Origin of the sequence: Altererythrobacter sp. KTW20L, from assembly GCF_023501975.1 — a bacterium.
In the GTDB taxonomy this organism is placed as follows: domain Bacteria; phylum Pseudomonadota; class Alphaproteobacteria; order Sphingomonadales; family Sphingomonadaceae; genus Alteraurantiacibacter.
In genome coordinates this window covers 1-25,033 of record NZ_JAMFLH010000016.1, presented here as the reverse complement: position 1 = coordinate 25,033, position 25,033 = coordinate 1, and the positions used below count along the sequence as shown (strand labels likewise).

34 protein-coding genes and 1 tRNA gene are annotated in these 25,033 nt (G+C 65.2%); 9 read left to right on the top strand and 26 right to left on the bottom strand.

The features are described from left to right. Nucleotides 1-11 precede the first annotated feature (11 nt). The 5 genes from M3P36_RS14240 (at nucleotide 12) to M3P36_RS14220 (ending at nucleotide 2,095) form a co-directional block, all read left to right on the top strand. Entirely contained in the window at nucleotides 12-335 is a 324-nt protein-coding gene (locus tag M3P36_RS14240) for a DUF1476 domain-containing protein (RefSeq protein WP_249704368.1), read from the top strand. 4 nt (nucleotides 336-339) lie between these two features. Beyond that, nucleotides 340-573 (top strand): BolA/IbaG family iron-sulfur metabolism protein, encoded by a 234-nt coding sequence (locus M3P36_RS14235; RefSeq protein WP_249704367.1) that lies wholly within the window; start codon nucleotides 340-342, stop codon nucleotides 571-573. A 35-nt stretch (nucleotides 574-608) separates the two neighbouring features. Further along, a complete protein-coding gene (grxD, locus tag M3P36_RS14230; protein WP_249704366.1) occupies nucleotides 609-950 on the top strand; it encodes a Grx4 family monothiol glutaredoxin in 342 nt (113 codons plus the stop codon). Nucleotides 951-1,022: 72 nt separating this feature from the next. Further along, nucleotides 1,023-1,637: an SOS response-associated peptidase gene (locus M3P36_RS14225; RefSeq protein WP_249704365.1), complete on the top strand. Its 615-nt coding sequence runs from the start codon at nucleotides 1,023-1,025 to the stop codon at nucleotides 1,635-1,637. 296 nt (nucleotides 1,638-1,933) lie between these two features. Beyond that, nucleotides 1,934-2,095 carry a Flp family type IVb pilin gene (locus M3P36_RS14220; RefSeq protein ID WP_249704364.1) on the top strand — a complete coding sequence of 54 codons (162 nt, stop codon included), beginning with the start codon at nucleotides 1,934-1,936 and terminating at the stop codon, nucleotides 2,093-2,095. A 204-nt stretch (nucleotides 2,096-2,299) separates the two neighbouring features. Here M3P36_RS14220 and M3P36_RS14215 read toward each other — a convergent pair whose 3' ends face one another. Next, a complete protein-coding gene (locus M3P36_RS14215) occupies nucleotides 2,300-2,560 on the bottom strand; it encodes a hypothetical protein (protein ID WP_249704363.1) in 261 nt (86 codons plus the stop codon). Here M3P36_RS14215 and M3P36_RS14210 point away from each other — a divergent pair. After that, the gene (locus M3P36_RS14210; protein ID WP_249704362.1) at nucleotides 2,559-3,071 is read left to right on the top strand and encodes a hypothetical protein; all 513 of its coding nucleotides are present in this window, start codon (nucleotides 2,559-2,561) and stop codon (nucleotides 3,069-3,071) included. The genes M3P36_RS14215 and M3P36_RS14210 overlap by 2 nt on opposite strands. 21 nt (nucleotides 3,072-3,092) lie before the next feature. Here M3P36_RS14210 and M3P36_RS14205 read toward each other — a convergent pair whose 3' ends face one another. Together M3P36_RS14205 and M3P36_RS14200 are read right to left on the bottom strand one after the other, a co-directional pair. Next, nucleotides 3,093-3,776, bottom strand: coding sequence for a hypothetical protein (locus tag M3P36_RS14205; protein ID WP_249704361.1), 684 nt, complete (start codon nucleotides 3,774-3,776; stop codon nucleotides 3,093-3,095). 287 nt (nucleotides 3,777-4,063) lie between these two features. Next, nucleotides 4,064-4,140 (bottom strand) — tRNA-Arg (locus M3P36_RS14200). Nucleotides 4,141-4,199: 59 nt separating this feature from the next. Here M3P36_RS14200 and M3P36_RS14195 point away from each other — a divergent pair. Beyond that, nucleotides 4,200-4,940, top strand: coding sequence for a queuosine precursor transporter (locus tag M3P36_RS14195; protein WP_249704360.1), 741 nt, complete (start codon nucleotides 4,200-4,202; stop codon nucleotides 4,938-4,940). Between the two features lie 9 nt (nucleotides 4,941-4,949). Here M3P36_RS14195 and M3P36_RS14190 read toward each other — a convergent pair whose 3' ends face one another. Both M3P36_RS14190 and M3P36_RS15210 read right to left on the bottom strand, forming a co-directional pair. Further along, a complete protein-coding gene (locus M3P36_RS14190) occupies nucleotides 4,950-5,162 on the bottom strand; it encodes a PspC domain-containing protein (protein ID WP_249704359.1) in 213 nt (70 codons plus the stop codon). After that, nucleotides 5,159-5,287, bottom strand: coding sequence for a hypothetical protein (locus tag M3P36_RS15210; RefSeq protein WP_283773501.1), 129 nt, complete (start codon nucleotides 5,285-5,287; stop codon nucleotides 5,159-5,161). Before M3P36_RS15210 ends, M3P36_RS14190 begins: the two co-directional genes overlap by 4 nt. A 225-nt stretch (nucleotides 5,288-5,512) precedes the next feature. Here M3P36_RS15210 and recF point away from each other — a divergent pair, with 225 nt between their 5' ends. Next, a complete protein-coding gene (recF, locus tag M3P36_RS14185; RefSeq protein WP_249704358.1) occupies nucleotides 5,513-6,598 on the top strand; it encodes a DNA replication/repair protein RecF in 1,086 nt (361 codons plus the stop codon). Nucleotides 6,599-6,617: 19 nt separating this feature from the next. On the opposite strand, the gene M3P36_RS14180 is transcribed toward recF, so the two are convergent. Genes M3P36_RS14180 through M3P36_RS14095 form a run of 18 tightly spaced genes read right to left on the bottom strand, consistent with a single transcriptional unit; the run spans nucleotide 6,618 to nucleotide 21,551 of the window. Beyond that, nucleotides 6,618-6,986, bottom strand: coding sequence for a flagellar protein FliS (locus M3P36_RS14180; RefSeq protein ID WP_249704357.1), 369 nt, complete (start codon nucleotides 6,984-6,986; stop codon nucleotides 6,618-6,620). Continuing rightward, nucleotides 6,986-8,422, bottom strand: coding sequence for a flagellar filament capping protein FliD (gene fliD, locus M3P36_RS14175; protein WP_249704356.1), 1,437 nt, complete (start codon nucleotides 8,420-8,422; stop codon nucleotides 6,986-6,988). Before fliD ends, M3P36_RS14180 begins: the two co-directional genes overlap by 1 nt. A gap of 42 nt (nucleotides 8,423-8,464) precedes the next feature. Further along, the gene (locus M3P36_RS14170; RefSeq protein ID WP_249704355.1) at nucleotides 8,465-9,601 is read right to left on the bottom strand and encodes an EscU/YscU/HrcU family type III secretion system export apparatus switch protein; all 1,137 of its coding nucleotides are present in this window, start codon (nucleotides 9,599-9,601) and stop codon (nucleotides 8,465-8,467) included. A gap of 10 nt (nucleotides 9,602-9,611) precedes the next feature. Further along, nucleotides 9,612-10,394 (bottom strand): flagellar biosynthetic protein FliR, encoded by a 783-nt coding sequence (gene fliR / locus M3P36_RS14165; protein WP_249704354.1) that lies wholly within the window; start codon nucleotides 10,392-10,394, stop codon nucleotides 9,612-9,614. A 10-nt stretch (nucleotides 10,395-10,404) separates the two neighbouring features. After that, on the bottom strand, nucleotides 10,405-10,680 hold the full coding sequence (locus tag M3P36_RS14160; RefSeq protein WP_249704353.1) for a flagellar biosynthetic protein FliQ: 276 nt from the start codon (nucleotides 10,678-10,680) through the stop codon (nucleotides 10,405-10,407). A gap of 10 nt (nucleotides 10,681-10,690) precedes the next feature. Next, nucleotides 10,691-11,449, bottom strand: coding sequence for a flagellar type III secretion system pore protein FliP (gene fliP / locus M3P36_RS14155; protein WP_502798388.1), 759 nt, complete (start codon nucleotides 11,447-11,449; stop codon nucleotides 10,691-10,693). Beyond that, nucleotides 11,446-11,733, bottom strand: a complete 288-nt coding sequence (locus M3P36_RS14150; protein ID WP_249704352.1) for a flagellar biosynthetic protein FliO — start codon at nucleotides 11,731-11,733, stop codon at nucleotides 11,446-11,448. The genes fliP and M3P36_RS14150 overlap by 4 nt, the downstream gene beginning before the upstream one ends. Further along, nucleotides 11,733-12,017: a flagellar motor switch protein FliN gene (gene fliN, locus M3P36_RS14145; protein WP_249704351.1), complete on the bottom strand. Its 285-nt coding sequence runs from the start codon at nucleotides 12,015-12,017 to the stop codon at nucleotides 11,733-11,735. Before fliN ends, M3P36_RS14150 begins: the two co-directional genes overlap by 1 nt. Beyond that, the gene (locus tag M3P36_RS14140; RefSeq protein ID WP_249704350.1) at nucleotides 12,007-12,924 is read right to left on the bottom strand and encodes a FliM/FliN family flagellar motor switch protein; all 918 of its coding nucleotides are present in this window, start codon (nucleotides 12,922-12,924) and stop codon (nucleotides 12,007-12,009) included. Before M3P36_RS14140 ends, fliN begins: the two co-directional genes overlap by 11 nt. Then, nucleotides 12,921-13,490 (bottom strand): flagellar basal body-associated FliL family protein, encoded by a 570-nt coding sequence (locus tag M3P36_RS14135; RefSeq protein ID WP_249704349.1) that lies wholly within the window; start codon nucleotides 13,488-13,490, stop codon nucleotides 12,921-12,923. Before M3P36_RS14135 ends, M3P36_RS14140 begins: the two co-directional genes overlap by 4 nt. Nucleotides 13,491-13,514: 24 nt before the next feature. Beyond that, entirely contained in the window at nucleotides 13,515-14,861 is a 1,347-nt protein-coding gene (locus M3P36_RS14130) for a hypothetical protein (protein WP_249704348.1), read from the bottom strand. Nucleotides 14,862-14,895: 34 nt separating this feature from the next. Then, on the bottom strand, nucleotides 14,896-15,327 hold the full coding sequence (locus M3P36_RS14125; protein ID WP_249704346.1) for a hypothetical protein: 432 nt from the start codon (nucleotides 15,325-15,327) through the stop codon (nucleotides 14,896-14,898). Further along, nucleotides 15,302-16,639: a FliI/YscN family ATPase gene (locus M3P36_RS14120; protein ID WP_249704394.1), complete on the bottom strand. Its 1,338-nt coding sequence runs from the start codon at nucleotides 16,637-16,639 to the stop codon at nucleotides 15,302-15,304. Before M3P36_RS14120 ends, M3P36_RS14125 begins: the two co-directional genes overlap by 26 nt. A 17-nt stretch (nucleotides 16,640-16,656) precedes the next feature. Then, the gene (locus M3P36_RS14115; RefSeq protein ID WP_249704344.1) at nucleotides 16,657-17,301 is read right to left on the bottom strand and encodes a FliH/SctL family protein; all 645 of its coding nucleotides are present in this window, start codon (nucleotides 17,299-17,301) and stop codon (nucleotides 16,657-16,659) included. Further along, a complete protein-coding gene (locus tag M3P36_RS14110; protein ID WP_249704343.1) occupies nucleotides 17,285-18,289 on the bottom strand; it encodes a flagellar motor switch protein FliG in 1,005 nt (334 codons plus the stop codon). Before M3P36_RS14110 ends, M3P36_RS14115 begins: the two co-directional genes overlap by 17 nt. A gap of 2 nt (nucleotides 18,290-18,291) precedes the next feature. Then, complete coding sequence (gene fliF / locus M3P36_RS14105; RefSeq protein WP_249704342.1) at nucleotides 18,292-19,917, bottom strand: flagellar basal-body MS-ring/collar protein FliF; 1,626 nt, start codon at nucleotides 19,915-19,917, stop codon at nucleotides 18,292-18,294. Between the two features lie 3 nt (nucleotides 19,918-19,920). Beyond that, nucleotides 19,921-20,289, bottom strand: coding sequence for a flagellar hook-basal body complex protein FliE (gene fliE, locus M3P36_RS14100; RefSeq protein WP_249704341.1), 369 nt, complete (start codon nucleotides 20,287-20,289; stop codon nucleotides 19,921-19,923). Then, the gene (locus M3P36_RS14095; RefSeq protein ID WP_249704339.1) at nucleotides 20,286-21,551 is read right to left on the bottom strand and encodes a sigma-54 interaction domain-containing protein; all 1,266 of its coding nucleotides are present in this window, start codon (nucleotides 21,549-21,551) and stop codon (nucleotides 20,286-20,288) included. Before M3P36_RS14095 ends, fliE begins: the two co-directional genes overlap by 4 nt. A 252-nt stretch (nucleotides 21,552-21,803) precedes the next feature. Between M3P36_RS14095 and M3P36_RS14090 the strand changes: the two genes are divergently transcribed. Then, on the top strand, nucleotides 21,804-22,619 hold the full coding sequence (locus M3P36_RS14090; RefSeq protein WP_249704338.1) for a flagellin N-terminal helical domain-containing protein: 816 nt from the start codon (nucleotides 21,804-21,806) through the stop codon (nucleotides 22,617-22,619). A gap of 341 nt (nucleotides 22,620-22,960) precedes the next feature. Here M3P36_RS14090 and M3P36_RS14085 read toward each other — a convergent pair whose 3' ends face one another. The 3 genes from M3P36_RS14085 to M3P36_RS14075 all read right to left on the bottom strand — a co-directional run bounded on the left by M3P36_RS14085 (nucleotide 22,961) and on the right by M3P36_RS14075 (nucleotide 24,812). Then, entirely contained in the window at nucleotides 22,961-23,998 is a 1,038-nt protein-coding gene (locus M3P36_RS14085) for an AI-2E family transporter (RefSeq protein WP_249704337.1), read from the bottom strand. Nucleotides 23,999-24,028: 30 nt separating this feature from the next. Further along, on the bottom strand, nucleotides 24,029-24,202 hold the full coding sequence (locus M3P36_RS14080; protein WP_249704336.1) for a DUF1328 domain-containing protein: 174 nt from the start codon (nucleotides 24,200-24,202) through the stop codon (nucleotides 24,029-24,031). 232 nt (nucleotides 24,203-24,434) lie between these two features. Further along, nucleotides 24,435-24,812 (bottom strand): DUF4168 domain-containing protein, encoded by a 378-nt coding sequence (locus tag M3P36_RS14075; protein ID WP_249704335.1) that lies wholly within the window; start codon nucleotides 24,810-24,812, stop codon nucleotides 24,435-24,437. Nucleotides 24,813-25,033: the final 221 nt, after the last annotated feature.

Here is a 25,033-nt window from a genome sequence, read left to right as displayed (position 1 = left end):
CGAGGAACCCCATGACCGATTTCAATGACCGCAAGCGCGGCGAAGAAGCCAAGTTCGCCATGGACGAGGACACCGCCTTCCGCGTGGCCGCGCGCCGCAACCGCCTGCTGGGCGGCTGGGCAGCCGAAAAGATGAACCTCACCCCGGAAGAGACCGACGCCTATCGCAAGGCCGTGATCCAGGCCGATTTCGAGGAAGCGGGTGACGAGGACGTGATCCGCAAGGTGCTGGGCGACCTCACCGCTGCCGGGGTCGATGTGGACGAAGCCACGGTCCGCGCCACGCTGGAGGAAAAGGGCGTCGAAGCCCGCCGCCAGCTGATGAGCGAGTCCTGATAAGGTGGCGATGGCCGCTGCCGACATCGAGGCCCTGATCCGCGCCGCCCTGCCCGATGCCGAGGTCGAAATCGTGGCACTGGTCGATGATGGCGACCACTACAAGGCCAAGGTCACTTCTGCCGCATTTGCCGGCAAGCCGCGCGTGGCGCAGCACAAGATGGTCTATGATGCGCTGGGCGGCCGCATGGGCGGCGCGCTCCACGCCTTGCAACTGAGCACCGCCGTTCCCAACTGACGGTACAGCAGTATTCAATTTACCGGGTGGATCACATGGCCGACGTCAACGACAAGACCAACGAACGTATCTCCAGCATCGTCAACGGCGCCGACGTGGTGCTGTTCATGAAGGGCACGCCGCTGTTCCCGCAGTGCGGCTTTTCCAACAAGGCGGTCGCCATCCTCGACCATTGCAACGTCGCTTTCGACAGCGTGGACGTGCTGCAGGACATGGAAGTGCGCCAGGGTATCAAGGCCTTTTCCGACTGGCCGACCATCCCGCAGCTCTATGTGAAGGGCGAATTCGTGGGCGGCAGCGACATCATGATGGAGATGTACGAAGCTGGCGAACTGCAGACCCTGCTGGACGAGAAGCAGGTAGCCAAAGCGGGCTGAACCAGGTTCCTCCCCGTTTTCGTTTGGCGCAAATGGGAAGGTGGCAGGGCAAAGCCCTGACGGAGGGGCAAAATGTGCAACCTCTACCGCCTGACAAATTCTGCTGACGAAGTTGCGCAATTCTTCGTCGCGATCGCGCAGGACATGCGCGTCCTTCCAGGCAACGTGCCGGAAGAGGTCTATCCCGGCTATGCCGGGCTGGTGGTGACCGAGGACAGCGTGCGCCCGATGGTCTGGGGCTTCCCGCTCGCCCTGACCGGGGCGAAGGGCCAGCCCCTCAAACCCAAACCGGTCAACAATGCCCGCACCGACAAGCTGTCCGGCCCCTTCTGGTCGGCCAGTTTCCGCAGCCGCCGCTGCCTCATCCCGGTCAGCGCCTTTGCCGAGGCCGAGGGCGAGAAGGGCTCCAAGACGCGCTGCTGGTTCTCCCTGCCCGATGCGCCGGTCATGGCCATTGCCGGGCTCTGGCGCCCGACCGCCGAATGGGGCGAGGCCTATACCATGGTGATGACGTCCGCGAACGAGACCATCGCCTGCCTGCACGACCGCATGCCGGTGATCCTGCCGCCGCATAGCTGGCAGCAATGGCTGGCGGGCGATCCGCACCAGGCGCTGTCGCTATGCTACCCTTATGCCGGACTGATCACGGTCGATTCCACCAGGGTGCCGTGGGCCGGAATGCGGTGAGTTTGGGGAGAGTGTCTTCGGGGAGGCGGGACCGAGAGACTTTGGGGATCTGGGGATCGATCCCGCCTCGTTCGAAGACCTACTGGGTACGCAAATAACATTGCACGCCCCGTGCCAGTTTGCGCAGGCCAAGGATTTGTGCGGGACACGATGGTTGGCGAAAAGTTACCGACAGCGGCAGGTGTAAGGTTTTCCGACGGAATTGGCGCCAAGTGCAACAGCCTGACCGGGCCGACAACCATTCCCTTTCACTTATCGAGAATGGATCGCAGATAGGGTCTAGTTCGGAGGTGCCCATGTTGGCCAATCTCATGAAGGACGAATGTGGCGCAACGGCCATGGAATACGGCTTGATCGCCGCGCTGATCGCGATGGCTGCGATCATCGCTTTCCAAACGCTCGGTTTGAACCTTGCTGATATCTTCAACACCATTGCCAATGCTCTCGCCGGAAGATGAGCGGCATCAGCGCGTTGCTAGATCGAGGAAAATGTGCAGTGGCATCAGACCTGCACCTGGTTTCGCACTAGCGGCGCTAGTTGCAAGCTTAGCGTTTGCACAAGCCTGCACCTACACAACTTGAAAAGTTGCATACCCTGCACCTCCGCAAGAAGGCAGGTGAACGAAAATGCGCTCTTTCGAGGAACAACGCTGCTCGTTCGATCAATTGTTTGACGTGAAGAAAGTGGCTTCCGCAGCGCGCCGGCAGAAGCCGGCAGGGCTGAGGAGCGGCACGCCAGCGCTCACCGCATCGTTGTAGGCGAGCTGTATGCTGACGCCACGACGGAGGGCCATTTCAGTAGAGGTGATGTGACGTTGCCCCAACTCCAGCGCAGTGGCGACCGAAAGCAATTTGGTCCTTTCGCCCTTCCCCGTTCGAGTCTCAGCGAACACTGCGGTGCCCTCTTTGGGCCCAAGGTTCATGATCTCGAAGGCATCGGCTTTGGATACCTGTTTCGGCGCGCTGGAGGTAAACCTGATACAGGGGGAGCCCATGTTCGCGTCACACCGGCGGCTGTCTATCGGAAATGCAGAGCGGTATCTTATTCATCGTAGCACGCGTGCATTGGCTGCCAGCCGTCATGTCGTCCTCGGATCGCCGCATGCTGTGGAAGGCTTTCAGGACCGCGCGCACATCCTGCGCGACGGTCTCACATTCCTCGACATCATTGCCGCCGACAATGAAGCCCAGCCTTTGGAGCTAACCCTTCAGGCGGTCACTGAGCCGAGAATGCGAGGGCTGGCGGCCGCGTTTGGGCTGCCTGATCCCCCCGCCACTGGACTCATCGATAAGGCGCGTTTCGCCGATGTGCGCGCGCAGTTGGTTTGGCTGGCATACGTCGCGACCAATCTGAAAGAGAGCGAGGCGCAAAACCTGTTCGCTGCCTTTCAAGCCTGGAAGATAATCGAAAAGGCAAGACCGCTGCGGTTCTAGGCCGGGGGCGCAGCTATCACCTTAGCCAGTAGGACCTGAAAATGTCAGGCGGCTGTGGGGGGTGAATTCCTCGATGTCCACGGCCTGCATAGAGTCCATTAAGTCAGCCGAATACGGGATCAGCAATTCTGCCTCTTCGCGCCCGTCGAGGTAAGCGTGAACTTCGTCTTCTTCGACTTCCATCGACAGAATGAGCGGCTCGCGCTCATCGCCCCATCGCTTCGGCCACGTGCTCGCGTAAAACGCCGCCACTTCCGGCTTCAATGTCCAGCTCACGCCTTCTGCAACTTCTTTGAAGGTCCCCGTGCCGCCGCGATAAACGGTGAGCGGGAAATCCATAGCTTGGAGTTGGCGCATCTCCGCAGACGTCATCATTGCCGGGCCCCACTCCTCGACAAACTCGGCCGTCGACCACATGACCCCTTGTGAGGCGCGGGCAGCAGCAACGGCGCTTATGTAGGATCCCATTCGTCGACCGTTGATGTAAGGTTCACTCTCCCAGGCCTGCCGCAGCGCCCCGCCATAGATCGCCGTGTTGCAAGATTCGTCATTATCCCAAGCGTCAATCAAGGCTGTGACCAGATCCAAGCGGTCTCCGTCATTTAGCCGAATGAATATCGCTATCCCATCGCGCTGATCGCTCGCGAAGCCTCTGGCTCCATTCTTAGCTTTGCGGAAAAATTTCGGGAGGTGTTCGGCCGTCATCTTCTGAATCTCCATCGCGGGGGATGGAACCGTTGCACCTACAAGTTTGATATTGGGTTGCTGTTGGCGGCGGTGTTCACACTAAAGAGTGTCACGCTCAAAATTTTGACGGCTCAATAACGGGGGGAAAGAGGACGCGATCGGAACCGACTGCCTCTCTAATCATATCGATCCGGCCCGAAGAACGTCGAGATGAAGCCGTTCGCTGAGGTAGGTGGGAATCGTTGGTTGCCACCTTGGTTCACTAGGGGCAGGGTAAGAGTGAACCAACATAAGTATCTGAAAAATGGCGCGCCCGGCAGGACTCGAACCTGCAACTCCAAGCTTAGAAGGCTCGTGCTCTATCCAGTTGAACTACGGGCGCGCATTACGGCCCCATAGCGGTGTTTGCGCCTGTCGCAAATCGGGTTAGGTGTTGCGTCCATGGGGGATCAGCCGCAGCGCATTGACGGACAGCAGGGCACGCGTCGCCCTTTCCGCTATTTCGACCTGGTGATGGCGGCCTTTGTCACCATCCTATTGCTGTCGAACGTGATCGGGGCGGGCAAGGTGGCAGTGCTCGACCTGCCGAGCATTGGCGCATGGGAGTTCGGAGCCGGCATCCTGTTCTTCCCCGTAGCCTATATCATCGGCGACATCCTGACCGAGGTTTACGGCTATGCCCATGCCCGCCGCTGCATCTGGGCGGGCTTTGCCGCCCTGCTGTTCATGGCCCTGATGGCAATGGTGGTGGTAGCCCTGCCGCCTGCTGCCAACTGGGGCGGACAGGCAGCTTACGAACAGGTATTCGGCCAGGTCCCGCGCATCGTGCTGGCCTCGATGATCGCCTTCTGGGCGGGCGAGTTTGCCAATTCCTATGTCATGGCGCGGATGAAGGTATGGACCGGCGGGAAAATGCTGTGGAGCCGCACGATCGGTTCGACCGTGGTGGGCCAGGGCGTGGATTCCGCGCTGTTCTATCCCATTGCCTTCCTGGGAGCCGCGGGCTGGACGACCGATCTGGTCATCACCGTGGCCCTGACCCAGTGGGCGCTGAAAACCGCTTGGGAAGCCCTGCTCACGCCGGTCACCTACAAGGTCGTTGGCTTCCTGAAAAAGCGCGAGGGGGTCGATGTATTCGATACGGACACCGATTTTTCCCCCTTCGCAATTGGCCGCAAATAGCCCGTCCTGTCAGTCGGCCAGCGCCCAGATGGCCAGGTAGAGCAGGATGAAGCTACCGAATCCGGCGATCGCGCCGACCGCGAACACGATGCGGACCAGCAGCGGATCGAACCCGAAATAGCGCGCAATGCCCGCGCAGACGCCGGCCATCTTGCCATGCTGGCGGTCCAGCCCGAACTTCTTCGGCACCGACCCGTTCGAACGATGATCCAGATTGCTCATGCCAGGATACCCGTGGCGACCTGCATATGCGGCGTGGCGACATAGTTGACGAGGATGGCGAGCGACATGGTCGCGGCGGCCGCAGCGGCCATGGCACGGGTGAAGAGGCTGTTTTCGTGAGACATGAGAGATACCCTTTCCTGTTTGGCGGATGACCATTCATCCGATGCAGGACACTTCGCAGGGGGCGTGCCAATTCGTGAAAAATGGCGGAATTCTGCCGTTTCCGTTCATGGCGCCGCAAGGTTTGGTGCCGCCAGATGCTGAACCTTGGGAATTTTCACCAATAATTGGAAACGCGAATTTTCATGGCTTCGGGCCCAGCGCTGCCCTAGTCGTCCAGCCGCACCATGTCGCTCGACCGGATCACCCTTGCCACCTTCCGCAACCATGCCGCGACCCGGCTGGACGGGACCGCGCGCTTCAACCTGCTGGTGGGCGAAAACGGCGCGGGCAAGACCAATGTGCTCGAAGCGCTGTCGCTGCTCGCGCCGGGGCGCGGCCTGCGTCGGGCTGCTCTGGCAGAAATGGCCGGACAAAGCGGTGGCGGCACCTTCACTGTCAGCGCGGCGCTGGCGCAGCGCGATGGCAGCGAGGCAGTCATGCTTGGCACCGGCATCGCGGCGGAAGCGCCCGGCAGGCGCATCGTGCAGGTCAACGGCGCGTCGGCCAGCGCCCTGGCATTGGGCGAGTGGCTGGCGATCGGCTGGCTGACGCCCGCTATGGACCGCCTGTTTGCCGACAGCGCCTCGGCCCGCCGCCGCTATCTTGACCGGTTAGCCGTGGCGCTGGACCCCGCCCATGCCCGCCACGCCTCGCGCTATGAAGCGGCCCTGCGCGAACGCAACCGCCTGCTGGCGGGGGAGCAGGAGCCCGATCCCGCCTGGCTCGAATCCATCGAGGCGCAGATGGCGGTGGCAGGGGCCGCCCTAGCGCAGGGTCGGGCGCAGCTGGTCCACCGCATGTCCACAGAACTGGAGCGGCTTCCGGGCGAGCCATTCGCCCGCCCTGCCCTCGCCCACATGCCGGGAGGCTGCATGACCGCCGATGCCCTGCGGCACGACTGGGCCCGCAACCGCGCACGCGATCGCGCCGCCGGGCGCACGCTGGCCGGGCCGCACCGCGACGAGCTGGACGTGACGCTGAGCGACAAGGCCATGCCCGCCGCGCAATGTTCGACCGGCGAACAGAAGGCCATGCTGATCGCCATTACCCTGGCCCATGCCGGGCTGGCGGCGGACGGCAGGCCCGGCGTTCTGCTGCTGGATGAAGTGGCCGCCCACCTTGATCCGCTGCGCCGCGCCGCGCTGTTCGAGCGGCTGCGCAGCGGCGGTTCGCAAGTGTGGCTGACCGGCACCGAGCTCGCCCCGTTCGAGGAGATCGCGGGCGAAGCGGCAGTATGGCAAGTGGCGGGCGGCGCGGTGGAGCGGATTTAGGGTTCGGACCCTAACGCCTCTAGCCCAGCATCGCCCGCGCGATATCGGAAAGGTCCTCGCGCACACGGCTGATGGCGGAAGGATCGAACCGGAAGCGGCAGGCGGTGACAGTGCTCGCCATCGCATCGTACAGCGTAAGCAGCGCCGGACCGAGCGGGTTCTTGCGGTCCACGCCGACACGCAGGGCGGCAAGGCCGTTCTGCGCGCGGACGAGTGCCCTGCGGCGGATATCTTCGCGGCCATTGGCATGTGCCCACAGCGCCTGCTCCAGCGCCGCCCCCACATCCTCGATGCACAGGCGCACCAGCTCGGGGCCCTTGGACCCTGCGACGCAAGCATCGAAGGCCACCTTGCGATAGGCTTCGGACGGGTTGGCGGGTTTCAGCATTACCGGTTATCCGTATTCCACGCGGCAATCTGGTTCTTCAGGAATGCCATGGTCGATTGCGAGGCGGCCACATTGCGATCAGTGGCGGCGAAAGTCTTGACCAGTTGCTCGCGCACCCGCTCCTGCTGTTCGGCGATCTTGGCCAGCCGCTCGTCCAGCTTCTCTAGCTGGTCGGTATAGCGCTCGATCGATCCGCCAAGCGAACCGGGATTGGTCCTGAGGCTAAGGTTGCGGGCCATGCTGTCAACCGTGCCGAACACGCCGAACAGCCCGGTGGTGAACATGGCGCCCGCAGCGGACAAGTTGTTCGACAGGGTTTCCTGCAGGCGCGTGCTGTCGAGGCGGAAGTTGCCTTCGCGGGTCAATACGAGGCCGAGGTCGCCCAGCGTGCGCGGCTCCCCCTCTGCCGCGTTGGGCATGATAACCTGGGTGGACAGGGTGGCCAGCGCCCTTTTCAGCGCCCGCGCGCCCGGATCGTTGCCCAGTTCACCGCCCTGCGGCGCGGCCAGTTCGGCCAGACTGGCGGTGATATCGTTGAGTGCGGCGGTGAAATCGCCCATCATTGCGGTGATCTGCTTACTCTTGTCGGCAAAGCCGATCTGCGTCGGCGCACCGGCATTCGTGCCGGTCAGGGTCAGGACCAGGCCGCCTGGCAGGCCGGAGGCCTTGTTGCTGGCGCTGGTCATCTCCACCCCGTCGAGCAGGAAAGCAGCATCGGCTGCGCTGGCCTTGCGCTGGCCGCTGTCGATGGCCGGGTTCCAGTCGAGATAGTCGAGCGCGCCGGGCGCGGGCGATCCGCTGACGCTGGCGCCCGAAGCCTCGATCACGAAAGCATTGGCTGCGCCGTCCTGGCCCTTGACCACCAGCCGGGCGCCCGTGGCGGACTGCGCGACATAGGCGGTGAGGCCGCTACCCGAAGCGCTGATCTTGGTCGCCAGGCTGGCCAGCGTGTCGGTATCGCTTACGTCGATCACGGCGGCGGCATGGGCTGGATCCTCGTTGAACGATGTCCCGTCAATCGCGCCGAAACGGATGGTGAGCTGGCCTTCGCCGACCAAGTCGGTAGCAGCCGAATAGGAGTTGCCGGCAAGGGTCTGCGACCCCGCAAGAGCAGTTACTTCAAGCGAATAGGTGCCCTTGCCCGAAGCGCCTGTCAGCACCGACACCTGCGCCACTGCTCCGTTGCCGATGGTGGCCGTGGGCGACAGGTCGCCGTTGCGGATCCGGTCGCCCAGCGCGCTCGCCAGCGAAGTGAGCTGGTTGCGCAAGGTGGATGCGGCGGAAATGCGCGCCTCCAGCGCCTGGCTGCGGCTCTCGATCTGGCCGACCTGCGGCAGGAAGCGGGCGCGCGAGAGGTCCGATGCCAGCTTGACCATATCGACCCCGCTGCCGCCGCCGAGTGCGCTGATGATGGTGGATGTGGTGCTGGTTTCCATAATGCGAAGGACGGTTCCCGGTGCCTGGAGTTAAGCCCGCAATCAGGCCTGGACGAGCTTGTGCCCGTCGGCATCGAAACGCAGTTCGAGCGGCACCGAAATAGTGGGGCGCGGCGGGCTTTCGCCCCGTTTCAGCGACATGACAAAGGCCAGCACGCTGGCAATCGCGGAATAGAGTTCGCCGCGGATCACCTGGTGTTCGCGGGTGGTGAAATAGACCGAGCGGGCAAGCAGCGGATATTCCAGCACCGGCACGCCCATTTCCGCCGCCAGCTCGCGCATCGCCAGCGCCTTTTCGCCCCGGCCCTTGGCCAGCACATAGGGTGCAGGCGCCACGGCAGGATCATAGGTCATCGCCACCGAAAAATGCGTGGGATTGGTCAGCACGAACTGCGCCTGGCCGATCGCGCCCGCCACCCCGCCGCGCGCCATGTCGCGCTGGCGCTGGCGGATCGCGGCCTTCTTCTCGGGGCTGCCTTCGGCCTCCTTGTGCTCGTCGCGCATTTCCTGGTTGGTCATCTTAAGCTTCGACAGGCGCAGGACATACTGGATCGGCCAGTCGATCATGGCGATCACCACCAGTCCAGCGCTGAGTAGCAGTAGCAGCACGGCGATAGCTTCCCAGGCAGCGGCGAGTTGCCCCGTCAGTTCGCCACGCCCGAGGGACATAACCGTGGCCAGGTTGGCACTGCCCCAGAACCACGCGATGGAGCCGAGCAACACCAGCTTGGCAATGCCCTTGCCCAGTTCGATCAGGCCCGTGGGCCCGAACATCCGGCCAAGGCCCGCCAGTGGGTTGATGCGCGATCCCTTCAGTTCCATGTTCTTGATGACCCAGCGCCCCTCGCCCAGCGCGAGCTGGACGGCCATGGTCACAGCCATGACGACCAGCCCAAGGGTGAGAAGCGGCGGGACGACCGCCCAGATCATGTCCTGCATCAGCACGCCCGGGCGGAAATGTTCGATCGCATTGCGGTCGAAAGTGAGTGTGCGCTCGGTCGCCCCCTCGATCGTGCCCAGCAGCCAAGGCCCCGCCAGCTTGAGCCACAGGGCGCCTGCCAGCACCGACACGGCCGTCGCAACCTCTTTCGAGCGCAGGACATTGCCCTTCTGCGCCGCGTCCTTCTTGCGCTTTTCTGTCGGGGCGAAAGTCTTTTCGCCGGCAGGCTGCTCGCTCATCTCGCAACTTTCATGGCTGCACCGCCGTGGCCACCTGTTCGATCGCGCTCTGGGCCAGCATGACGAACTGGTCGGTCAGCAAGGGCGCGGCGGCGATCAGGGCGGCGAGCCCGGCCAGTACGCTGGCAGGCAGGCCCAGGGCAAAGAGGTTGAGCGACGGGGCCGACCGGCTGATCACGCCGGTCACGACCTGCACCAGCAGCAGGACCAGCGTTACCGGGAGCGCGATGGCGACGGCAGTGGCGAGGGCCTGCGAGGCGAAACTCGCTACCAGCCAGCCGCGCTCGCCCACATCCCATTCGGCGCCGGGCGGGAACAGCTGGTAGCTTTCGACCACAAGCCCAAGCCATAACAGGTGCCCGCCAATAGCCAGGAACACCAGCGTCAACATCAGGCTGAACATCTGCCCCAGCGCGCCCGATTGCCCGCCGGTTGCCGGATCGACTGCAGTGGCCATGGCCATGCCCATCCCGCCCGAGATCTGTTCTGCCGCCACCAGCGGGGCCACGAAGGCCAATTGCAGCACGAAGCCCAGCGTCACCCCGATCACGACTTCAGTCACCACGGCCAGGATGGTCTCGATTGCCAGCATGTCCTGCGGCAGTTGCACCGGGGTCCAGTTGAGCACGAACACCGCCAGCGCCGCCGTGATCACGATACGCACCTGAACCGGCACATTGCGCGCGCCGAATACCGGGGCCGCCAACAGCGCCGCGCCAATGCGAATCATCACGAAGACCAGCATCCACAACTGGTCTTCGATTCCGCCAAGGCCGAAATCGGGCAGGTTCATGACCTATGCTTCACTGGTGGGATATTCCCGCAATCTCGCTGAAGATCTCGCGCGCGAAATCGCCGATCAGGCCGAACATCGCCCCGCCCAGCAGCACCAGCACAACCGCCGAAACCGCCAGCTTTGGCACGAAGGTGAGGGTCTGTTCATTGATCGAGGTAGCCGCCTGGATCACGCCGACCAGCAGGCCCACGGCGAGGGCCGCCACCAGGATAGGTGCGGCAACCAGTGCCGTCGTCCACAGCATCCGGTCAAACAGCGAGAGCAGCGATGCACTGTCATCCATGGTCCGGCTCCTATCCGAAGCTGAGGGCAAGGCTGCCCATCAGCAGTGCCCAGCCATCGACAAGAACGAACAGCAACAACTTGAACGGCAAGGAAATGATCGTGGGAGAAAGCATCATCATGCCCAGGCTCATCAGCACGCTGGCCACCACCAGGTCGATCACCAGGAACGGCAGGAACAGCATGAAGCCGATCTGGAACGCGGTCTTCAGCTCACTGGTCACGAAGGCCGGCAGCAGGATCGAAAACGGCACGTCATCGGCGCTGGCAAAGCTGCCATAGCCTGCCATGTCGGCAAACATCGCCAGATCGGTCTCGCGTGTCTGGCGGATCATGAAGGCGTGGAAGGCATCGCCCGACCGCTCAATCGCCACGTCCGCCGCGATGGTTCCGGCGGCATAGGGTTCGATGGCATTGGTGTTCACCTGTTCCAGCGTGGGCGCCATGATGAACAGCGAGAGGAACAGCGCCAGCCCGATCAGCACCTGGTTGGGTGGCGATTGCTGCAGGCCCAGCGCCTGGCGCAGGATGCCCAGCACGATGATGATGCGGGTAAAGCTCGTCATCATCAGCACCAGCGCGGGCAGGATGGTGAGCAGCCCCATGATGAGCAGGAGCTGGAGCGAAGTCGATAGCGGTGCCCCGCCATTGGCCCCGTCCATCGCGCGCTCCAGCGCTCCACCAAGCCCGGCAGCGGGCGCCGCGGCGTGGGCGATTTCGGGCAGCAAGACAGTGGCGGACAAAATCAGGGTAAGGGCAAGGCGCTTCACGGCTGCAACTCCACTGCGCGGGTAACCGGCAGATCGGCTTCGGCCAGCCGCACGAGGCCCTGCTTGCTTGCGCCGACGAGTATCTCGCGACCGCGGAATTCGATCACCGCCAGGCGAATGCCGGGGGCGAGGAAAGTCGTCTCGACCAGCCGCGCGGCCTTGACCTTGTTGCCTTCGGCGCGGGTCATGTGGCTCTGCGCCTTGCGGGTCAGCCACAGGCTGCCCCAGATCAGGCCCGCCAGCAGCGGCAGGAGCAGCAGCAGCTTGAGGACATACCAGACCATCAACCGCGTTCCGCCACAGCGCGCTGGCTGGCACGATCATCGCCCGCCAGTTCCACGATGCGCAGGCCGAAGCGGTTCCCTTCCGTCACCACTTCGCCGCGCGCTATCAGCTTGCCGTTGACGAAGACGTCGAACAGTTCGTCCACTTGGCGGCCGAGCGGGACAATCGAATCCTCTCCCAGTGCCAGCACATCCTTCAGGGCCAGCCGAGTACGGCCAAGCTCCACGGTCAGCGTCACATCGACATCGCGGATCAGGTCGAGGCCGCGCAAATTATCGGTCATCTTGGGCAAGTCCTTCATGGGGAAGCGAAATATGGGTGAGGCGCAGGGCCAGGGCGCCATCGGCGCTACCGGCCTGCCCGCGAGCAAGCGTGACATTGGCCAGCCGCAGCGGGATCTGCGCAGGAATGACCAACGGGATCGTATCGCCCGGCTGCAAGGTGGAAACCCGGCTGACGGGCAGTTGCATTTCCGCCAGCACCGCCACCAGTTCCAGCGGCAGGGTGGCAAAGGGTTCGGCCAGCGGGCGCGCTGCATCGGCAGCGGTAGCGCGAGGGGCGCGGGCGTGATCTGCCAGCAGCAGTTCGGCCTGCGACTGGCGGAGCACCAGCAGCAGGCTCCACGGCATCTTGCCCGCCAGCGCCACGTCGCAACGCATGGTGAGGAACGTGTCCTCGTCGCGGGCCCGGACCAGCTTGCCCAGAACTTCGCTGCGGGCGGCAAGGGTCATCGGCTGTTCGCGCTCGAATGCCTGGCCCAGCGCTTCGCCCAGCACGTCGGCCAGGCGCGCCATGGTCAGGTCGGTCGCGGCAGGCAGCCGGTCTGGCAGTTGCGACGGTGCCTCGCCCGGTCCGCCGAACACCTGGTCGGTCAGTACCAGCGCGCTGGGATAGTCGAGGCTGGCGAGCAATTGCGCGCCGCCTGCATCTTCCAGCACCAGGTTCACCGCCACCGCATCGATCATCTTGTGCAGGCGCGGCGCAGCGGACTTTTCCACCTTGCCGCAAGTCACTTCGGCCAGGTCACCGCCCAGCAGGGGACGCAAGCCCTCGGCCAGCGCGCGGCTGAGGCGCTTGGCAGCCTCGCCCAGCGCGCCTGCCAGCTCCTCTGGCGCAGGCGCGCGCACGCCCAGCCTGTTGCTGTGCTGAGCCAGCGCGCGTTCCGCCTTCAGGAAGCCTTCGGAAATCATTGCACCAGGAAGCTGCGGAAGTGGACCTTATCGACCCCGCCAAAGCCCTCGTTCTCTTCCAGCACGCGGTTCATGGCGCCTGCCAGCCGATGCTGCAGGCGGTCCTTGCCCTCCACGGTAAAGGCATCTTCCTCCGGCGTGTCGGCCAGTTCGACCAGGATGGCGGAGCGGATCGCCAGTTCGTGCAGGGCGAGCCACTGGATCACCCGGCCATCGTGGCGGGTGGATGCCGCGATGCTCACCTGCACCAGGCCTGACGAGTCCTTGAGGTTGGACGTGAACGGTTCCTCGAAGCTGTAATAGGCGGTGCGGTATTCACTGCCGCCTTCACCCAGCACGGCCACGCCCGCGCCATCGGCCGGGGGGGCAAAGGGATCGGCCTCGGTCTTGCCAACCAGGCGTGGCAGGTTCGGGCCGGCATCCCCGGTTTGTGCGCCAAGGAAGCCCATCTGCACCGCGCCATAGGCTCCGCCCGCACCAAGGCCCATCAGGACCAGCGCGCCGACCAGCAGCTTCATCTTGCCGGACTTGGGCTTGTCCTCGCCCTCTTCCTTCTTCTTGCTCATTGCTTCAGCTCCTTGATGTCAGGTTCAGGCGAACAGGCTGCCATCGCGCGCACGGCCGGAGGCGGCGGCATTGTCGCTGCGCTCACCGCCGTCCTGCGGCTGGCGCTGCACCTGATCGGATGGATGGCGGCCTTGCGTATTGCGGGCCTGCTGGTCGCGGGCCTGTCCGTCACCCTGCGAAGCCGGAGCAGCGGAGGACTGCGCGGCAGGCAACTGCTGGTCGGACCGTTGCTGGTCGCTGCGGCTGCCCTGCGCTTCTCCGCTGGCCATGACCGGACGCTCTGCCTGGACAGCCAGCGCCGCCTGGACCGCAGGAGCAAAGGCGGTATCGCTGCTGGCCAGGCCGACCTTGAGCGACTGGCCCGCCATGTCGAACTGCACGCTGACTGCGCCGAACTCGCGGTGTGCCAGCTGCATCGTGGCGCGGCCCGGGCGGGCCAGCTCGCGCGCTTCCGACAAGCGTTCGACCACGGCTTCGAAATCGTGGCGGGGGGCGGATGCGGGTGCAGCTGGAGTGTCGATCGGGCCGACTCGTGCCGCCTCGGGCGCAGCGACTGGGGTTGCAACGGGACTGGGCAACACAGGCGCTGCAGCGGGTGCGACCGGCGCGGTGGCCTGGAGCTCACCCTCCTTGGGAATGACAGCGGCGGCGGTGACGGGCGGGTTGGCTGACCGTTCGGCCAGCTCGCGGCGCGGATCGAGCGCCTGGACCGCCGGCATGGCGGCAAGCTGTTGCGCGGTCGGCGCGGCAGCCTCGGCCTGCGGGGTGCGCGCTTGCTGGATGGCAGGTGCGGCAGGCGGGAGCAGGTCGAACTGAATGTGCAGACCCTGCGCGGGAGCGTGGGCTGCGGAGACGGGGGCTGCGGAGACGGGGGCTGCGGGTGCGGGTGCTGTTGCCGCTGCGGGCGCTGCGGAAGTTGCTGGTGCTGCGGGTGCTGGCATCGCCCCGCCTGTCGCGGGGGGAGCGGGTTGCGGGCTGGCGGCAGCCTGCTTTGCCGCCAGCGCTTCGGGCAGAATAGTCTGCAGCACCTGCCCGGGCACTTCGGCGGAAACTGCCGCTCCGCGCACCTCAGGCTGTTTGGGTAAGGTGATTATCAGGAACGATGGCAAGGCCATCAGCGATGCCGGTTCGCCCGGCAGCATGTCATTAGCGGCAGCTTCCGGCAGGAGGTTGCCGTGCTGGCCCGGCAAGTCCTTGCCGGTGCTTGCCGCATCTTGTGCCGGTTCCTCAACCGTAGCCGGCAGGACAGCAAGGCCGAGCAGTGCGGAAAACTCGCCAACCAGCGACGTTGCAGGCGTATTTGCGGCTTCTGGCAGGGTCGGCGTGCCGGGTGCGGCGGGTGTCAGGTTGAGGATCGAGGCCAGGTTCACGTGTCGAATTCCCGCTGGAGTATGACGCTTGCCTTCAGCCTTTCAATTTCCGTGCCAAAATTGGACTGGGCCCCGCAACGTCGCGCGCGCGGAGCTGTTTTTCCGCCGCCTGCCGCTCGGCCACCAGCCGCTCGCCCACTACGTCGCGGCGGCGCTCGGCCAGTTTGAGTTCGCTCAGCGCCTCCTCGCTCGACCGTTCGGCCTTGCGCCGGTCGCCTTCGGTTTCGTGGAGGATCGCCTGCAGGCCCGCCAGGAAGCGCAAGCGCCCGGCCAGATCGCCCGCATTGTGGGTATGTTCGTGGCTGGCATAGGCCGCCGCGATCTCGCCACTGCGCTGGTGGAGGTGGATAAGCTGGCCGTGCAGTCCCGCTGCCTCGGCCACGCGCAGGGCGGCGGCCCGTTGTTCGACCTCGCGCAGGCGGGTCATGCGGCGCAGCAGGTCAACCCTGCGGTTGGGATTGCGCATGGCCCATCAGCCCGCCGAGCGCGGCAATGCTGGCGTGGAGCGGCACGGTCTCGCCAGCTTCCTGTTCCATGAACATGCGGATCGCATCCTGCATGGCGATGGCCCGGTCGAGCTGGTGATCGACGCCCGCGCGATAGGCCCCCATCAGCAGGAAATCGCGGTTGCTGTCCATTGCCGCCACCAGCCCGCGCAATTCGCGCACCTGCCTGCGGTGGACCGGGTCGGCCACGGCCTCCATCACCCGGCTGAGCGAGGCTGGCACGTCGATCGCGGGATAGACCCCGCGCTGGGCAATCTCGCGGCTGAGCACGATGTGCCCATCGAGGATCGCGCGCGCCGTATCGACCACGGGATCGTTGGCATCGTCGCCATCGGCCAGGACGGTATAGATCCCGGTGATCGCCCCGCCCGATGTGGCGGAATTGCCCGCCCGCTCGATCAGCTTGGTAATGGCCGCAAGTGCGGAGGGAGGATAGCCGCGCGCCGCACCGGGTTCGCCCAGAGACAGGGCAATCTCGCGCGCCGCGTGGGCCACGCGGGTCAGGCTGTCGAGCACCAGCAGCACGCGCTTGCCCTGGGCGCGGAAATATTCGGCCAGGCTGCAAGCCAGCTGCGCGCCCCGCAGCCGCAGGTTGGCGGCGTGGTCTGCCGGAACCGCGACCAGTGCGGTCTTCATCCGCCGGTCGCCACCCATGTGTCGGGCGACAAAGTCGGACACCTCGCGCCCGCGTTCGCCGATCAGGCCGATCACCGCCACGTCGCAGTCCGCGCCGCGCACCATCATGTCGAGCAGCACCGACTTGCCTACGCCGGACCCTGCCACGATGCCAACCCGCTGGCCTTCACCCAGGGTGGCGAGCGCGTTGATGGCGCGGATGCCGCAATCGAACGGCTGGCTGACCGAAGTCCGCTCCAGCGCCCCTTCGCGCAAACCGCCCAGCGGCCAGGCGGCACTGCCGTTCACCGGCGGCCCGCCGTCTATCGGCGTGCCGGTGCCATCGACTGCGCGGCCAAGATAATCCTCGCCCACCATGACCATGCCGGGGCGGCCTTCCGCCCGCACCAGCGTGCCGGGCTGCAGCCGCACCGTATCGCCCAGCAGCATCATCAGGCTGCGCCCGCCGCGAAAGCCGACGACTTCCGCCGCCGGAGCATGTTCGCCCGGCCGCACCCGTGCGCGGCACAGGGTGCCAATGGGCGCGGCTAGGCCCGAAACTTCGATCATCCCGCCATCGCAACTGACGATCCGGCCCAATGGAACCGGGCCGAATGTGGCGGGTGGCAGCGGAGCGGAGCGGCCCATGCGCCGCATCTGGTCCTCGATCACGCTCAGCACAGGCCCAGCGCCTCGCGCAAGGCCAGGCGCCATTCGCTCGGACCGTCGATCACCGCACCTTCGACCGTGTCGAATACTACAGTGCCGCGTTCCAGCGTCACGTCGGGCAGGATGTGCCAGGTGGAGGCGAAGCCGGAATCGAGCAGAGCCACATCATCGGGATGGAGTCGCAGGCTGGCGTCGATGATCCCTTCACCCACCATGCCAGCCGCTGTTACACACCTGCGCTCCAGCGCCGCGCGATCAAGCACCAGCGGGGCGAGCGCGGTTTCGCACAGCGCGGCAACGGCTTCCGCAAGGTGCGCGGCAAGCTGCTGCTGCATGATCTCGTCGAGCTGGGCCATCGACAGCGACAGGGTGGCGCGCACTTCGGCCAGCTCGGCAAATTCGGCCTCGGCCAGCGCGCGACCCCGGGCCTCGCCTTCGGCCAGAGCGGCGGCGATGGCCGCTTGCTCTTCTTGCACCAGGTCGGCGGGTGCATCGGCAGCAGCGCGGGCAAAGGCGGTATCGGCGGAAAATCCCCCGCGATTGGCCAGGGCGGAAAGCCAGGCCGGTCCTGCATCGGGACCGGCTTCGGGCGACGCGGCGAACATTGGCGTAAAGCCGGAGGCAAAGGCGGGACTAAACAAAGTCGCCATCCCCTGCCCCAAGGACAATCTCGCCGCTGTCGGCCAGCTCGCGGGCCTTGGCCACCATGCGGCGCTGCGCCTCGCGCACTTCGGACAGCTTGAGGCGGCCGCGCATCTCGATTTCGTCGCGCACGCCATCGGCCGCACGGCTCGACATGGCGGCGAAGAACGGACCGCGCTGTTCTTCCTCCAGGCCCTTCAGCGCATCGACCAGCACTTCGCTTTCCACATCGCGCAGCAGGCGTCCCATGGCCATCGGATCGAGTTCGAACAGCATCTCGAAGGTGAACATTTCGGCCTCGATCGCGCGGGCGAGGTCAGCATCGCGCTCACTGATGGCCGGGATCACCACCTTGCCGATATTGCCCGTTGCCATGTTGATCAGGTCTGCCGCCTCGCGCGCGCCGCCAAGCGTCAGGGCTTCCTGCCCGAACCGGCGGGCGATGCGGGCCGACAGTATCTCGTCGAGCATGGTCATGGCGTGGTGCGAAACCTTGCGCATCCGGGCGATCCGCTCGATCAGTTCGGGATGCTGCGTAGCGGGCATCAGCGACAGGAGTTCGGCAGCCGGTTCGGCCTCCAGCAACAGCAGGAGCACGGCGATGGCCTGCGGGTGTTCGCCTTCAAGCAGGCCCAGCAGCACTGGCGGCGCCAGCCAGCGCGCCAGTTCGAGGCTGCGCGGACGCTCGGCAGGGGCGATCCGCTGCATGATGGAATCGGCCTTCACCTCGCCCAGCGCCATGGCCATCTGGCTGCGCAACTGCGCGGGCCGGTCATGGCCGGACAGGGATCCGCTGGCGGCGTGGCGGACGAAGCCTTCGATGGCCGTGGCAATGCGATCGGGCCCGACATCGCCCAGCGCGATCATCTTTTCGCCCAGCAGCTGCAGTTCGGCCGGCTCGAGCTGGCCGAGCAGGCTGGCGGCCTCGGTGTCGTCCATCAGCATCAGGATGACGGCGGCGCGTTCGGCTTCGGAGGCTGGGGCGGCAAGGCTCATGGTCAGGTCCCGGCAACAGGGGCGGCGAGCATCCGGCGCAGGGCGGCGGCGGCGCGTTCGGGCTGCTCATTGGCGAGGCGACGGGCAAGATCGACCTGCTCGCGCAGGTCATCCTGGGGCGAATTGCCCGGTTGCTGGCCGACAATCTGGATCGGTGATGCGGGCGAGCCCTCGGCGGCGGCTTCAGCCTCGTTGCCATCATCAACGCTTGCCTCATCACGCTTGGGACCGCGCAAGGCGGCGATAATCGGCCGTACGCCGAGGAGCAGGCCGAGGAGTACCGCGATCAGCGCCGTGCCATAGCGCAGCGCCATGGCGAACCAGCTGGTTTCGTAGAACGGGATGGTGTTCTCTTCGATTGCCTCGAATGCGCCGGTGACCACCCGCACCTGGTCGCCGCGCGCCTCGTTGGCGCCCACGGCGGCAGAGACGAGCTCTTGGACCTGTTCGGCGGTGGCGGGGGCAATGGCTGCCAGTGCTTCTTCCGACAGGGCAACGGCCACCGATATGCGGCGCACGCTGCCGGGCCTCGTGCTCGATACGGCGACCTCGCGGCCCAGTTCATAGGTCCGCTGCGAGCTGGTGTCGCCATTGGCAATGGCAGGCTGCCCGCCGGGCGCATTGCCCTGCGGCGGGCCTTCCTCCAGCCCGTTGGGCGGCGGCGGGGTGTTGGCGGTTACACCGGGCACGCCGCCTGCCAGTGCTTCACCGCCGCGCGTCGAATTGCTCTCGCTGATCGATCGCACCACGCCTTCGTTGTCATAGCTTTCGCGCGCCGAAGTGGTCTCGGCCATTTCCAGCTCCACCTGCACTTCGGTGGAGAAATTGCCTGCTCCGATCATCGGCGACAGCAATTGCGCCACCTGCAGCCGCAGCTTGTCCTCGAACTGGCGTTGCAGTTCCAGCGCGTCACCCGCGTTGCCGCCGGTATCGGACAGCAGGCGTCCCTGCTGATCCACCACCCGCACCGCATCGGGCGACAGGCCGGGGACGGATCCCGCGACGAGGTTGACCACCGCCTGGACCTGGTCATTCGACAGCGACCGCCCGCGCGCCAGCCGCAGCATGACCGATGCCGTCGGGGCCACATTGTCGCGCACGAACACGCTGCGTTCGGGCGAAGCGAGATGGACGCGCACCGCCTCCACCCCGTCGATCTCCTCGATCGTGCGCATCAGTTCACGCTCGCGCACGTTCTTGAGCCGCTCGCCTTCCAGCGTGCGGCTGGAACCCAGCGGGATCGCGTCGAGCATTTCGGAAGTGCTGTCCGGGCTGGCCAGCGCGCCGTCCGATGCCACCAGCATGCGCGCGCGGTAGAGGTTCTCCTCAGCCACGCTGAGCGCCCCGGTGCCCGGATCGATATTGTAGGATATGCCGCCCGCATCGAGCGCGGCGGTCACGCTGGCGCGCTCGCTGTCGGTCAGGCTGGAATAGAGCATGCGGCTCGGCCCTTCGGCCAGGGCCATGTACAGCAGGCCTACTGCCGCCAGGGTGCCCACGCCGGCAAAGCCAGGCAGGCTGCGGCGGACCAGCGGATTGGCCATCAGGCCGCTAAGCCGCTCGGTCAGCGTCCCCGTGCCGCCCAGCGGTGAAAGGCTGCGGGTCGCGGGAAGATCGGCTTCAGCCATCTATCACACTCCCATCCGCATGATGTCCTGGTAGGCGGACAACAGCTTGTTGCGCACCTGCAGGGTGGCCTCGAAGGCCACGCTGGATTCCTGGCGGGCCATCATCACCTGAGCGATGTCGGTCACTTCGCCACGTTCGTAGGCGGCGGAAATGTCGTTTGCGCGGGCCTGGGTCGTGTTGACCTGGTCCAGCGTGGAGCGCAGCGTATCGGCAAAGCCGCCGCCGACTTCGGGGGTAGCGCCCGTCTGTCCGCTCGCCCCCGCCTCGCGCAGGTTGCGCAGGGCATCGGATTGCTCGACCACCTGGCGACGGATGGCGAGGACCTGTTGCAGGCCCCCTCCCGCAGCGCCAATCCCGCCAACGCCGTTCACCGCGCACCTCCTGCCGCGACCAGCCCGGCCTCGCGCATCGAGGCGAGGCGGTAGCGCAGCGTGCGTTCGGAGATGCCGAGCGCGGCGGCCGTGGCCAGCCGGTTGCCGTCATTGCGGTCAAGCGTGTCAAGGATCACCTGCGCCTCGGACCGGCGCACGATGGTGGAGAGGTTGTGCCCGTCGGGGGTGGCCGGGGGAACCGGGGCGACCAGGGAATCACCCACCCCGACGGGGCGCACCGCACTGTCGAACACGACATGGGCGGTGGTTATGGTTGTCTCGTCACCTGCCAGCAGCAGCGCGCGGCGGATGACGTTTTCAAGCTCGCGGACATTGCCGGGCCAGGCATGGGCGGCGAGCTTCGCCAGCGCCTCGTCGGCGATCCACGGAATGGTCGGGCCTGCGTGACGCAGCAGCATGGTGAAAGCCAGCGGAGCCACATCGGCGGCCCTTTCGCGCAGGGCTTCCAGCCGCAGGGGGAATACGTTGAGGCGGTAATAGAGGTCTTCGCGGAAGCGGCCGGCGGCGATCTCGGTTGCCAGGTCGCGGTTGGTGCAGGCGATGATCCGCACATCGACCTTGACCGGCTGGGTCGCGCCCAGCGGCACCACTTCGCCTTCCTGCAGCGCGCGCAGCAGCTTGGCCTGCAAGCCGATCGGCATCTCGCCCAGTTCGTCGAGCAGCAGGGTGCCGCCATCGGCTGCGCGGAAGAAACCCTCGGCCGCTTCGGTGGCGCCGGTGAAGGCGCCCTTCTTGTGGCCGAACAGCATGGCCTCCAGCATGGCTTCGGGCATGGCCGCACAATTGAGCGCCACGAAGGGCCCTGCCGACCGCGCGCTGTTGGCGTGGATGAAGCGGGCGAGCACTTCCTTGCCGGTTCCGGTCGGCCCTTCGACCAGCACCGGGATATCGCTTGCCGCCACCCGCGCCGCCAGGGCCAGCATGGCGAGACTGCCGGTATCGGCGGCTACCGGCTCGCCCTGCCTGGTAGCGCTTGCCAGCAGCGCTGCGCGCACTGCCGGGCTGGTATCATCAGCATAGGTCAGCCGCACCGCGCCCGAACCCGCCAACTCCAGCGCCGGAGCATCACCCCGCGCGAGCAGCACCAGCCGGTCATCCCTGCGCCGCGCCGGAAGTTCCGACCCTTCGGCGCACAGCAGCACTTCGCCGCCTTTTCCCGATCCGGCCAGCAGGGCCGCGGCATAGTTTGCCAGCCCCGCATGATTTTTTTCCAGCCCCCGAGCAACGCTGATGCGTGCCATGTCACTTGTCCCCGTTAACCCTGATCACCCTGCGATCTGTGGGGACAAAGTGGCGCTCCAACGTCCAACAATGCGGAAACTTAACCCTGCGCAAAAACACCTATCGCCCAAAACGGCGCATCTGCGGGGCCAGCCTTAAACATCCGGCGACAGGGCCGCTCTTGTGGTTGGCAGCCGCGCCAAACGACGAATGCAGGCTGCGGCAAATGCATGTGACGAAGACCAACCGAGATACCAACCAGGAGACCTACAATGGCCGTTATCAACACCAACATCAGTGCCCTGCGTGCTTCGAACGCCTCGACCTCTGCCGAAAAGATGATGGGCGTGGCGATGGAACGCCTGTCCACCGGCAAGCGCATCAACGGCGCCAAGGACGACGCCGCCGGCCTGGCCATCGCCACCACGATGACCGCCGACATCCGCGCCATGAACCAGGGCATCCGCAACGCCAATGATGGCATTGCGCTCGCCCAGACCGCCGAAGGCGCTCTCGACGAAGTATCGAACATGCTCCAGCGCGTTCGTGAACTGGCCGTCCAGTCGAAGACGGAAACCTATTCCGCCGATGACCGTGGCTACATGGATGCCGAAGTGGCGGAACTGTCGGCCCAGATCGACGACATCCTGGCGAACACCGAGTTCAACGGCGTGACCCTGTTTAGCACCACCGCCGGCACCGACGTGACGGTCGATATCGCCACCAATGCCACCGACACGGTCACCCTGACCAGCGTGGGCATCGATGGCACGAACCTCGGCGCGGCGCTCGACGTGAGCACGGCGGCCCTGGCCGACACCACGATCGGCAACGTTGATGATGCCCTGGGCGATATCAGCGCCACCCGCGCCACGCTGGGTGCCGGCCAGAACCGCCTGGAATCGGCGATCAACAACCTGACCACCAATTCCACCAACCTCAGCGACGCCCGCAGCCGCATCGTTGACACCGACTATTCGGCCGAAACGACCGCGCTCGCCAAGTCGCAGATCCTGAGCCAGGCCTCGACCGCGATGCTGGCCCAGGCCAACCAGAGCCAGCAGAACGTCCTGTCGCTGCTGCGCTAAACCAAGCACCCCGGGGGGCCTTTCCCCGAGGCCTCCCACACACCCCCAACGGCCCGGAACTCTCACGTTCCGGGCCGTTTTGGCGTGGGCGGAGGAGGCGAATAAAGGTGACACAAGAGACAGGGTGTCACTTTCGTTTTGGGGGTAAAAGCGGGGAATTCGGGCGGGTTTGCGCACCGGCGGACAAAGTGACACCTGCCCGGGCGAAGACGTGATCGTCGGGGACGTGAGCCGGGGGACGAAGAACGCGCCGAAGGGGGCTGATGGATACCATGGCAGCGATGTGGCATGTCGCGAGGACTGTAGGAAAGTTTTGCAGCCCCTAGTCCCGGCCCACTTCCTCACCCGGAATCGCGGTGGGAGTTCCCAGAGCTTCCCTGACATATAGCCGCTTTATCAGCACATAGCACACAACGGTCAGCGGTGCGGCAAGGACAACTCCGGCGGCACCGAACAGCATGCCGAAACCCAGCAGAGAACAGCAAGGTGACTGCCGGCAGATCGACCGCATATTGCTGAACCACGGGCTGGAGGATGTTGCCTTCGATCTGCTGGACAATCAGGTAAAGGCCCAGCACCCACAGCGCAGTCTGCGGTCCCAGTGCCAGGGCGATCAACAAGGCTGGCAAGGCTGCCAGGATCGGGCCAACCAGAGGGATGAATTCAAGAAGGGCGGCAAGAAGTCCAAGCGCAAGTGCGGATGGAACCCCGATCAACCACAGACCGACCCCGACCAGGAGGCCGACGATGACCATCGAGATGAGCTGACCTTTCAACCACAAGCGCAGAGCTCGTCCGCTCTCGTCGAAGGCCTTGCCGGCCAGTTCACGGCGTTGCGGCGGAAACAGCTGCAAGGCTCCGCGCCGGTAGAGTTGCGGCTGCGCGGCGAGATAAATTCCGCCAACCATCACGACCAGAATATCCGCCAGCCCGCTGCCGAACGACAACACGAAGCGGCTCAAACCCGAAAGCACGCCACTGCCGCTCGGTATCGCGCTTCCGAGCATATCCTCCACGCTCTCGGCCAAGGCCCATTCGCTGATTCGACGTTCGATCACTCGCCACGCATCCGGCAATGCCTCCGTAAGCGTTCGCACTTGTGCGCTCACTTCCGAACCGAACATCCAGCTTGCGCCAGCCAGGACACCGGTTACCGCCAGGACCGCCAGCGCGACGGCCAAGCCGTCGGGGGCTTTGGTGAAGCGCCGGATCGGCCGCGCAATCGAACGGAAAATTACCGCGATCAGCACTGCTCCGAAGAACAACAGCAGGAGAGATCGCAATTGCCAGGTAAGGAAGAACAGCGCTGCCAGCGTCAGTACGATCAGCGTGCGCCTGATGAATGCGCGTTCGCCGATTCCCGATGCCTGCCCGGTCACGCTACCATCCCGTGTGCCATCCCCGCCGTGCTAGGTGATCTTCTTGTAGATCGTGAGACCGAGCACGAAGAGAATGACGGTGATGATCACAGCCAGCCAGAACAGGACCTGGGCGATGTCCATGAAGGCACCTGCAAGGCCGCCGAAACCCAGAACCGCCATCACAAGGGACAGGACAGCGAAAATAATTGCCCATTTGATCATGGTCTTCTCCGGCTAGACATCTGCGTGGTTGCTTGCTCCTTCTCCAGACGGTCGGGAAGCAGGGCAGGTTCCCGCAAGATTGAACAATCCTGCGCTGGCTGACTGGCGGGCGGAGTTCATCGGGCCGGGTGACGAAGCATGGCGGAGCGAGCCATTGACACAGGCGCATCAAGCCCTTGCGACAGGCTTCTGAGCGAAAATCGGGGAAGGCTGCGAACCTTCCCCGATGGCGTTACTGGTTCTGCGCTGCCTGGTCCTGTTGCGCCGCCGCAATATGCTGGTCTGCAGCGGCCTGGATGCGTTGTTGCAACTGGGTGTCGCTCTGGCTGGCGGTCGCGATCTGGTTGTATCGCTGGGGTTCAAGCCCCGCCTGTGTGACGACTTCCATCATGGCCGATTGTTGTTGTTCTTGCGCCATGTTTTCGTCAGCGGCGATCTGCTCGATGACGAGCGCCGCAAGGGCAAAGCGGGCAACCTCGTCGTCGGCAACTTCGGCCGGAGCAGTCGGTGCCTGCTGCTGCATGGGCGGTGCCTGCTGCGGAGCTTCCTGAGCCTGGGCGACGCCCACGGCCAGCAACGGGGCGGACATGAGCAGGAGTGCGGTTTTCATGAAACTTCCTTCAATTCCGGGAGGGGTGCAGCAAGCGTAAGGAGCCCGACCCGCGATGATAACCGCTTGCGCGGCGGGTCGTGGCTCAACCCAGACAGGGGGAGCAACGAGGAAAATGCCGCTCACTGCGGATAAAGACTGGCTTTTGCCCATATTTCCCGCGCAACCGGCAATCAGCCGTCGCAACCTTTATCGCCCCACCTGACTGTAGAGCCCCACAC

Bases quoted from the DNA above. Each gene is read 5' to 3' on its own strand.
- M3P36_RS14240 (WP_249704368.1), top strand. From the start codon at position 12: ATGACCGATTTCAATGACCGCAAGCGCGGCGAAGAAGCCAAGTTCGCC.
- grxD (WP_249704366.1), top strand. From the start codon at position 609: ATGGCCGACGTCAACGACAAGACCAACGAACGTATCTCCAGCATCGTC.
- M3P36_RS14225 (WP_249704365.1), top strand. From the start codon at position 1,023: ATGTGCAACCTCTACCGCCTGACAAATTCTGCTGACGAAGTTGCGCAA.
- M3P36_RS14220 (WP_249704364.1), top strand. From the start codon at position 1,934: ATGTTGGCCAATCTCATGAAGGACGAATGTGGCGCAACGGCCATGGAA.
- M3P36_RS14210 (WP_249704362.1), top strand. From the start codon at position 2,559: ATGATCTCGAAGGCATCGGCTTTGGATACCTGTTTCGGCGCGCTGGAG.
- M3P36_RS14215 (WP_249704363.1), bottom strand. From the start codon at position 2,560: ATGAACCTTGGGCCCAAAGAGGGCACCGCAGTGTTCGCTGAGACTCGA.
- M3P36_RS14205 (WP_249704361.1), bottom strand. From the start codon at position 3,776: ATGACGGCCGAACACCTCCCGAAATTTTTCCGCAAAGCTAAGAATGGA.
- M3P36_RS14195 (WP_249704360.1), top strand. From the start codon at position 4,200: ATGGGGGATCAGCCGCAGCGCATTGACGGACAGCAGGGCACGCGTCGC.
- M3P36_RS14190 (WP_249704359.1), bottom strand. From the start codon at position 5,162: ATGAGCAATCTGGATCATCGTTCGAACGGGTCGGTGCCGAAGAAGTTC.
- M3P36_RS15210 (WP_283773501.1), bottom strand. From the start codon at position 5,287: ATGTCTCACGAAAACAGCCTCTTCACCCGTGCCATGGCCGCTGCGGCC.
- recF (WP_249704358.1), top strand. From the start codon at position 5,513: ATGTCGCTCGACCGGATCACCCTTGCCACCTTCCGCAACCATGCCGCG.
- M3P36_RS14180 (WP_249704357.1), bottom strand. From the start codon at position 6,986: ATGCTGAAACCCGCCAACCCGTCCGAAGCCTATCGCAAGGTGGCCTTC.
- fliD (WP_249704356.1), bottom strand. From the start codon at position 8,422: ATGGAAACCAGCACCACATCCACCATCATCAGCGCACTCGGCGGCGGC.
- M3P36_RS14170 (WP_249704355.1), bottom strand. From the start codon at position 9,601: ATGAGCGAGCAGCCTGCCGGCGAAAAGACTTTCGCCCCGACAGAAAAG.
- fliR (WP_249704354.1), bottom strand. From the start codon at position 10,394: ATGAACCTGCCCGATTTCGGCCTTGGCGGAATCGAAGACCAGTTGTGG.
- M3P36_RS14160 (WP_249704353.1), bottom strand. From the start codon at position 10,680: ATGGATGACAGTGCATCGCTGCTCTCGCTGTTTGACCGGATGCTGTGG.
- M3P36_RS14150 (WP_249704352.1), bottom strand. From the start codon at position 11,733: ATGGTCTGGTATGTCCTCAAGCTGCTGCTGCTCCTGCCGCTGCTGGCG.
- fliN (WP_249704351.1), bottom strand. From the start codon at position 12,017: ATGACCGATAATTTGCGCGGCCTCGACCTGATCCGCGATGTCGATGTG.
- M3P36_RS14140 (WP_249704350.1), bottom strand. From the start codon at position 12,924: ATGATTTCCGAAGGCTTCCTGAAGGCGGAACGCGCGCTGGCTCAGCAC.
- M3P36_RS14135 (WP_249704349.1), bottom strand. From the start codon at position 13,490: ATGAGCAAGAAGAAGGAAGAGGGCGAGGACAAGCCCAAGTCCGGCAAG.
- M3P36_RS14125 (WP_249704346.1), bottom strand. From the start codon at position 15,327: ATGCGCAATCCCAACCGCAGGGTTGACCTGCTGCGCCGCATGACCCGC.
- M3P36_RS14120 (WP_249704394.1), bottom strand. From the start codon at position 16,639: ATGCGGCGCATGGGCCGCTCCGCTCCGCTGCCACCCGCCACATTCGGC.
- M3P36_RS14115 (WP_249704344.1), bottom strand. From the start codon at position 17,301: ATGGCGACTTTGTTTAGTCCCGCCTTTGCCTCCGGCTTTACGCCAATG.
- M3P36_RS14110 (WP_249704343.1), bottom strand. From the start codon at position 18,289: ATGAGCCTTGCCGCCCCAGCCTCCGAAGCCGAACGCGCCGCCGTCATC.
- fliF (WP_249704342.1), bottom strand. From the start codon at position 19,917: ATGGCTGAAGCCGATCTTCCCGCGACCCGCAGCCTTTCACCGCTGGGC.
- M3P36_RS14095 (WP_249704339.1), bottom strand. From the start codon at position 21,551: ATGGCACGCATCAGCGTTGCTCGGGGGCTGGAAAAAAATCATGCGGGG.
- M3P36_RS14090 (WP_249704338.1), top strand. From the start codon at position 21,804: ATGGCCGTTATCAACACCAACATCAGTGCCCTGCGTGCTTCGAACGCC.
- M3P36_RS14080 (WP_249704336.1), bottom strand. From the start codon at position 24,202: ATGATCAAATGGGCAATTATTTTCGCTGTCCTGTCCCTTGTGATGGCG.
- M3P36_RS14075 (WP_249704335.1), bottom strand. From the start codon at position 24,812: ATGAAAACCGCACTCCTGCTCATGTCCGCCCCGTTGCTGGCCGTGGGC.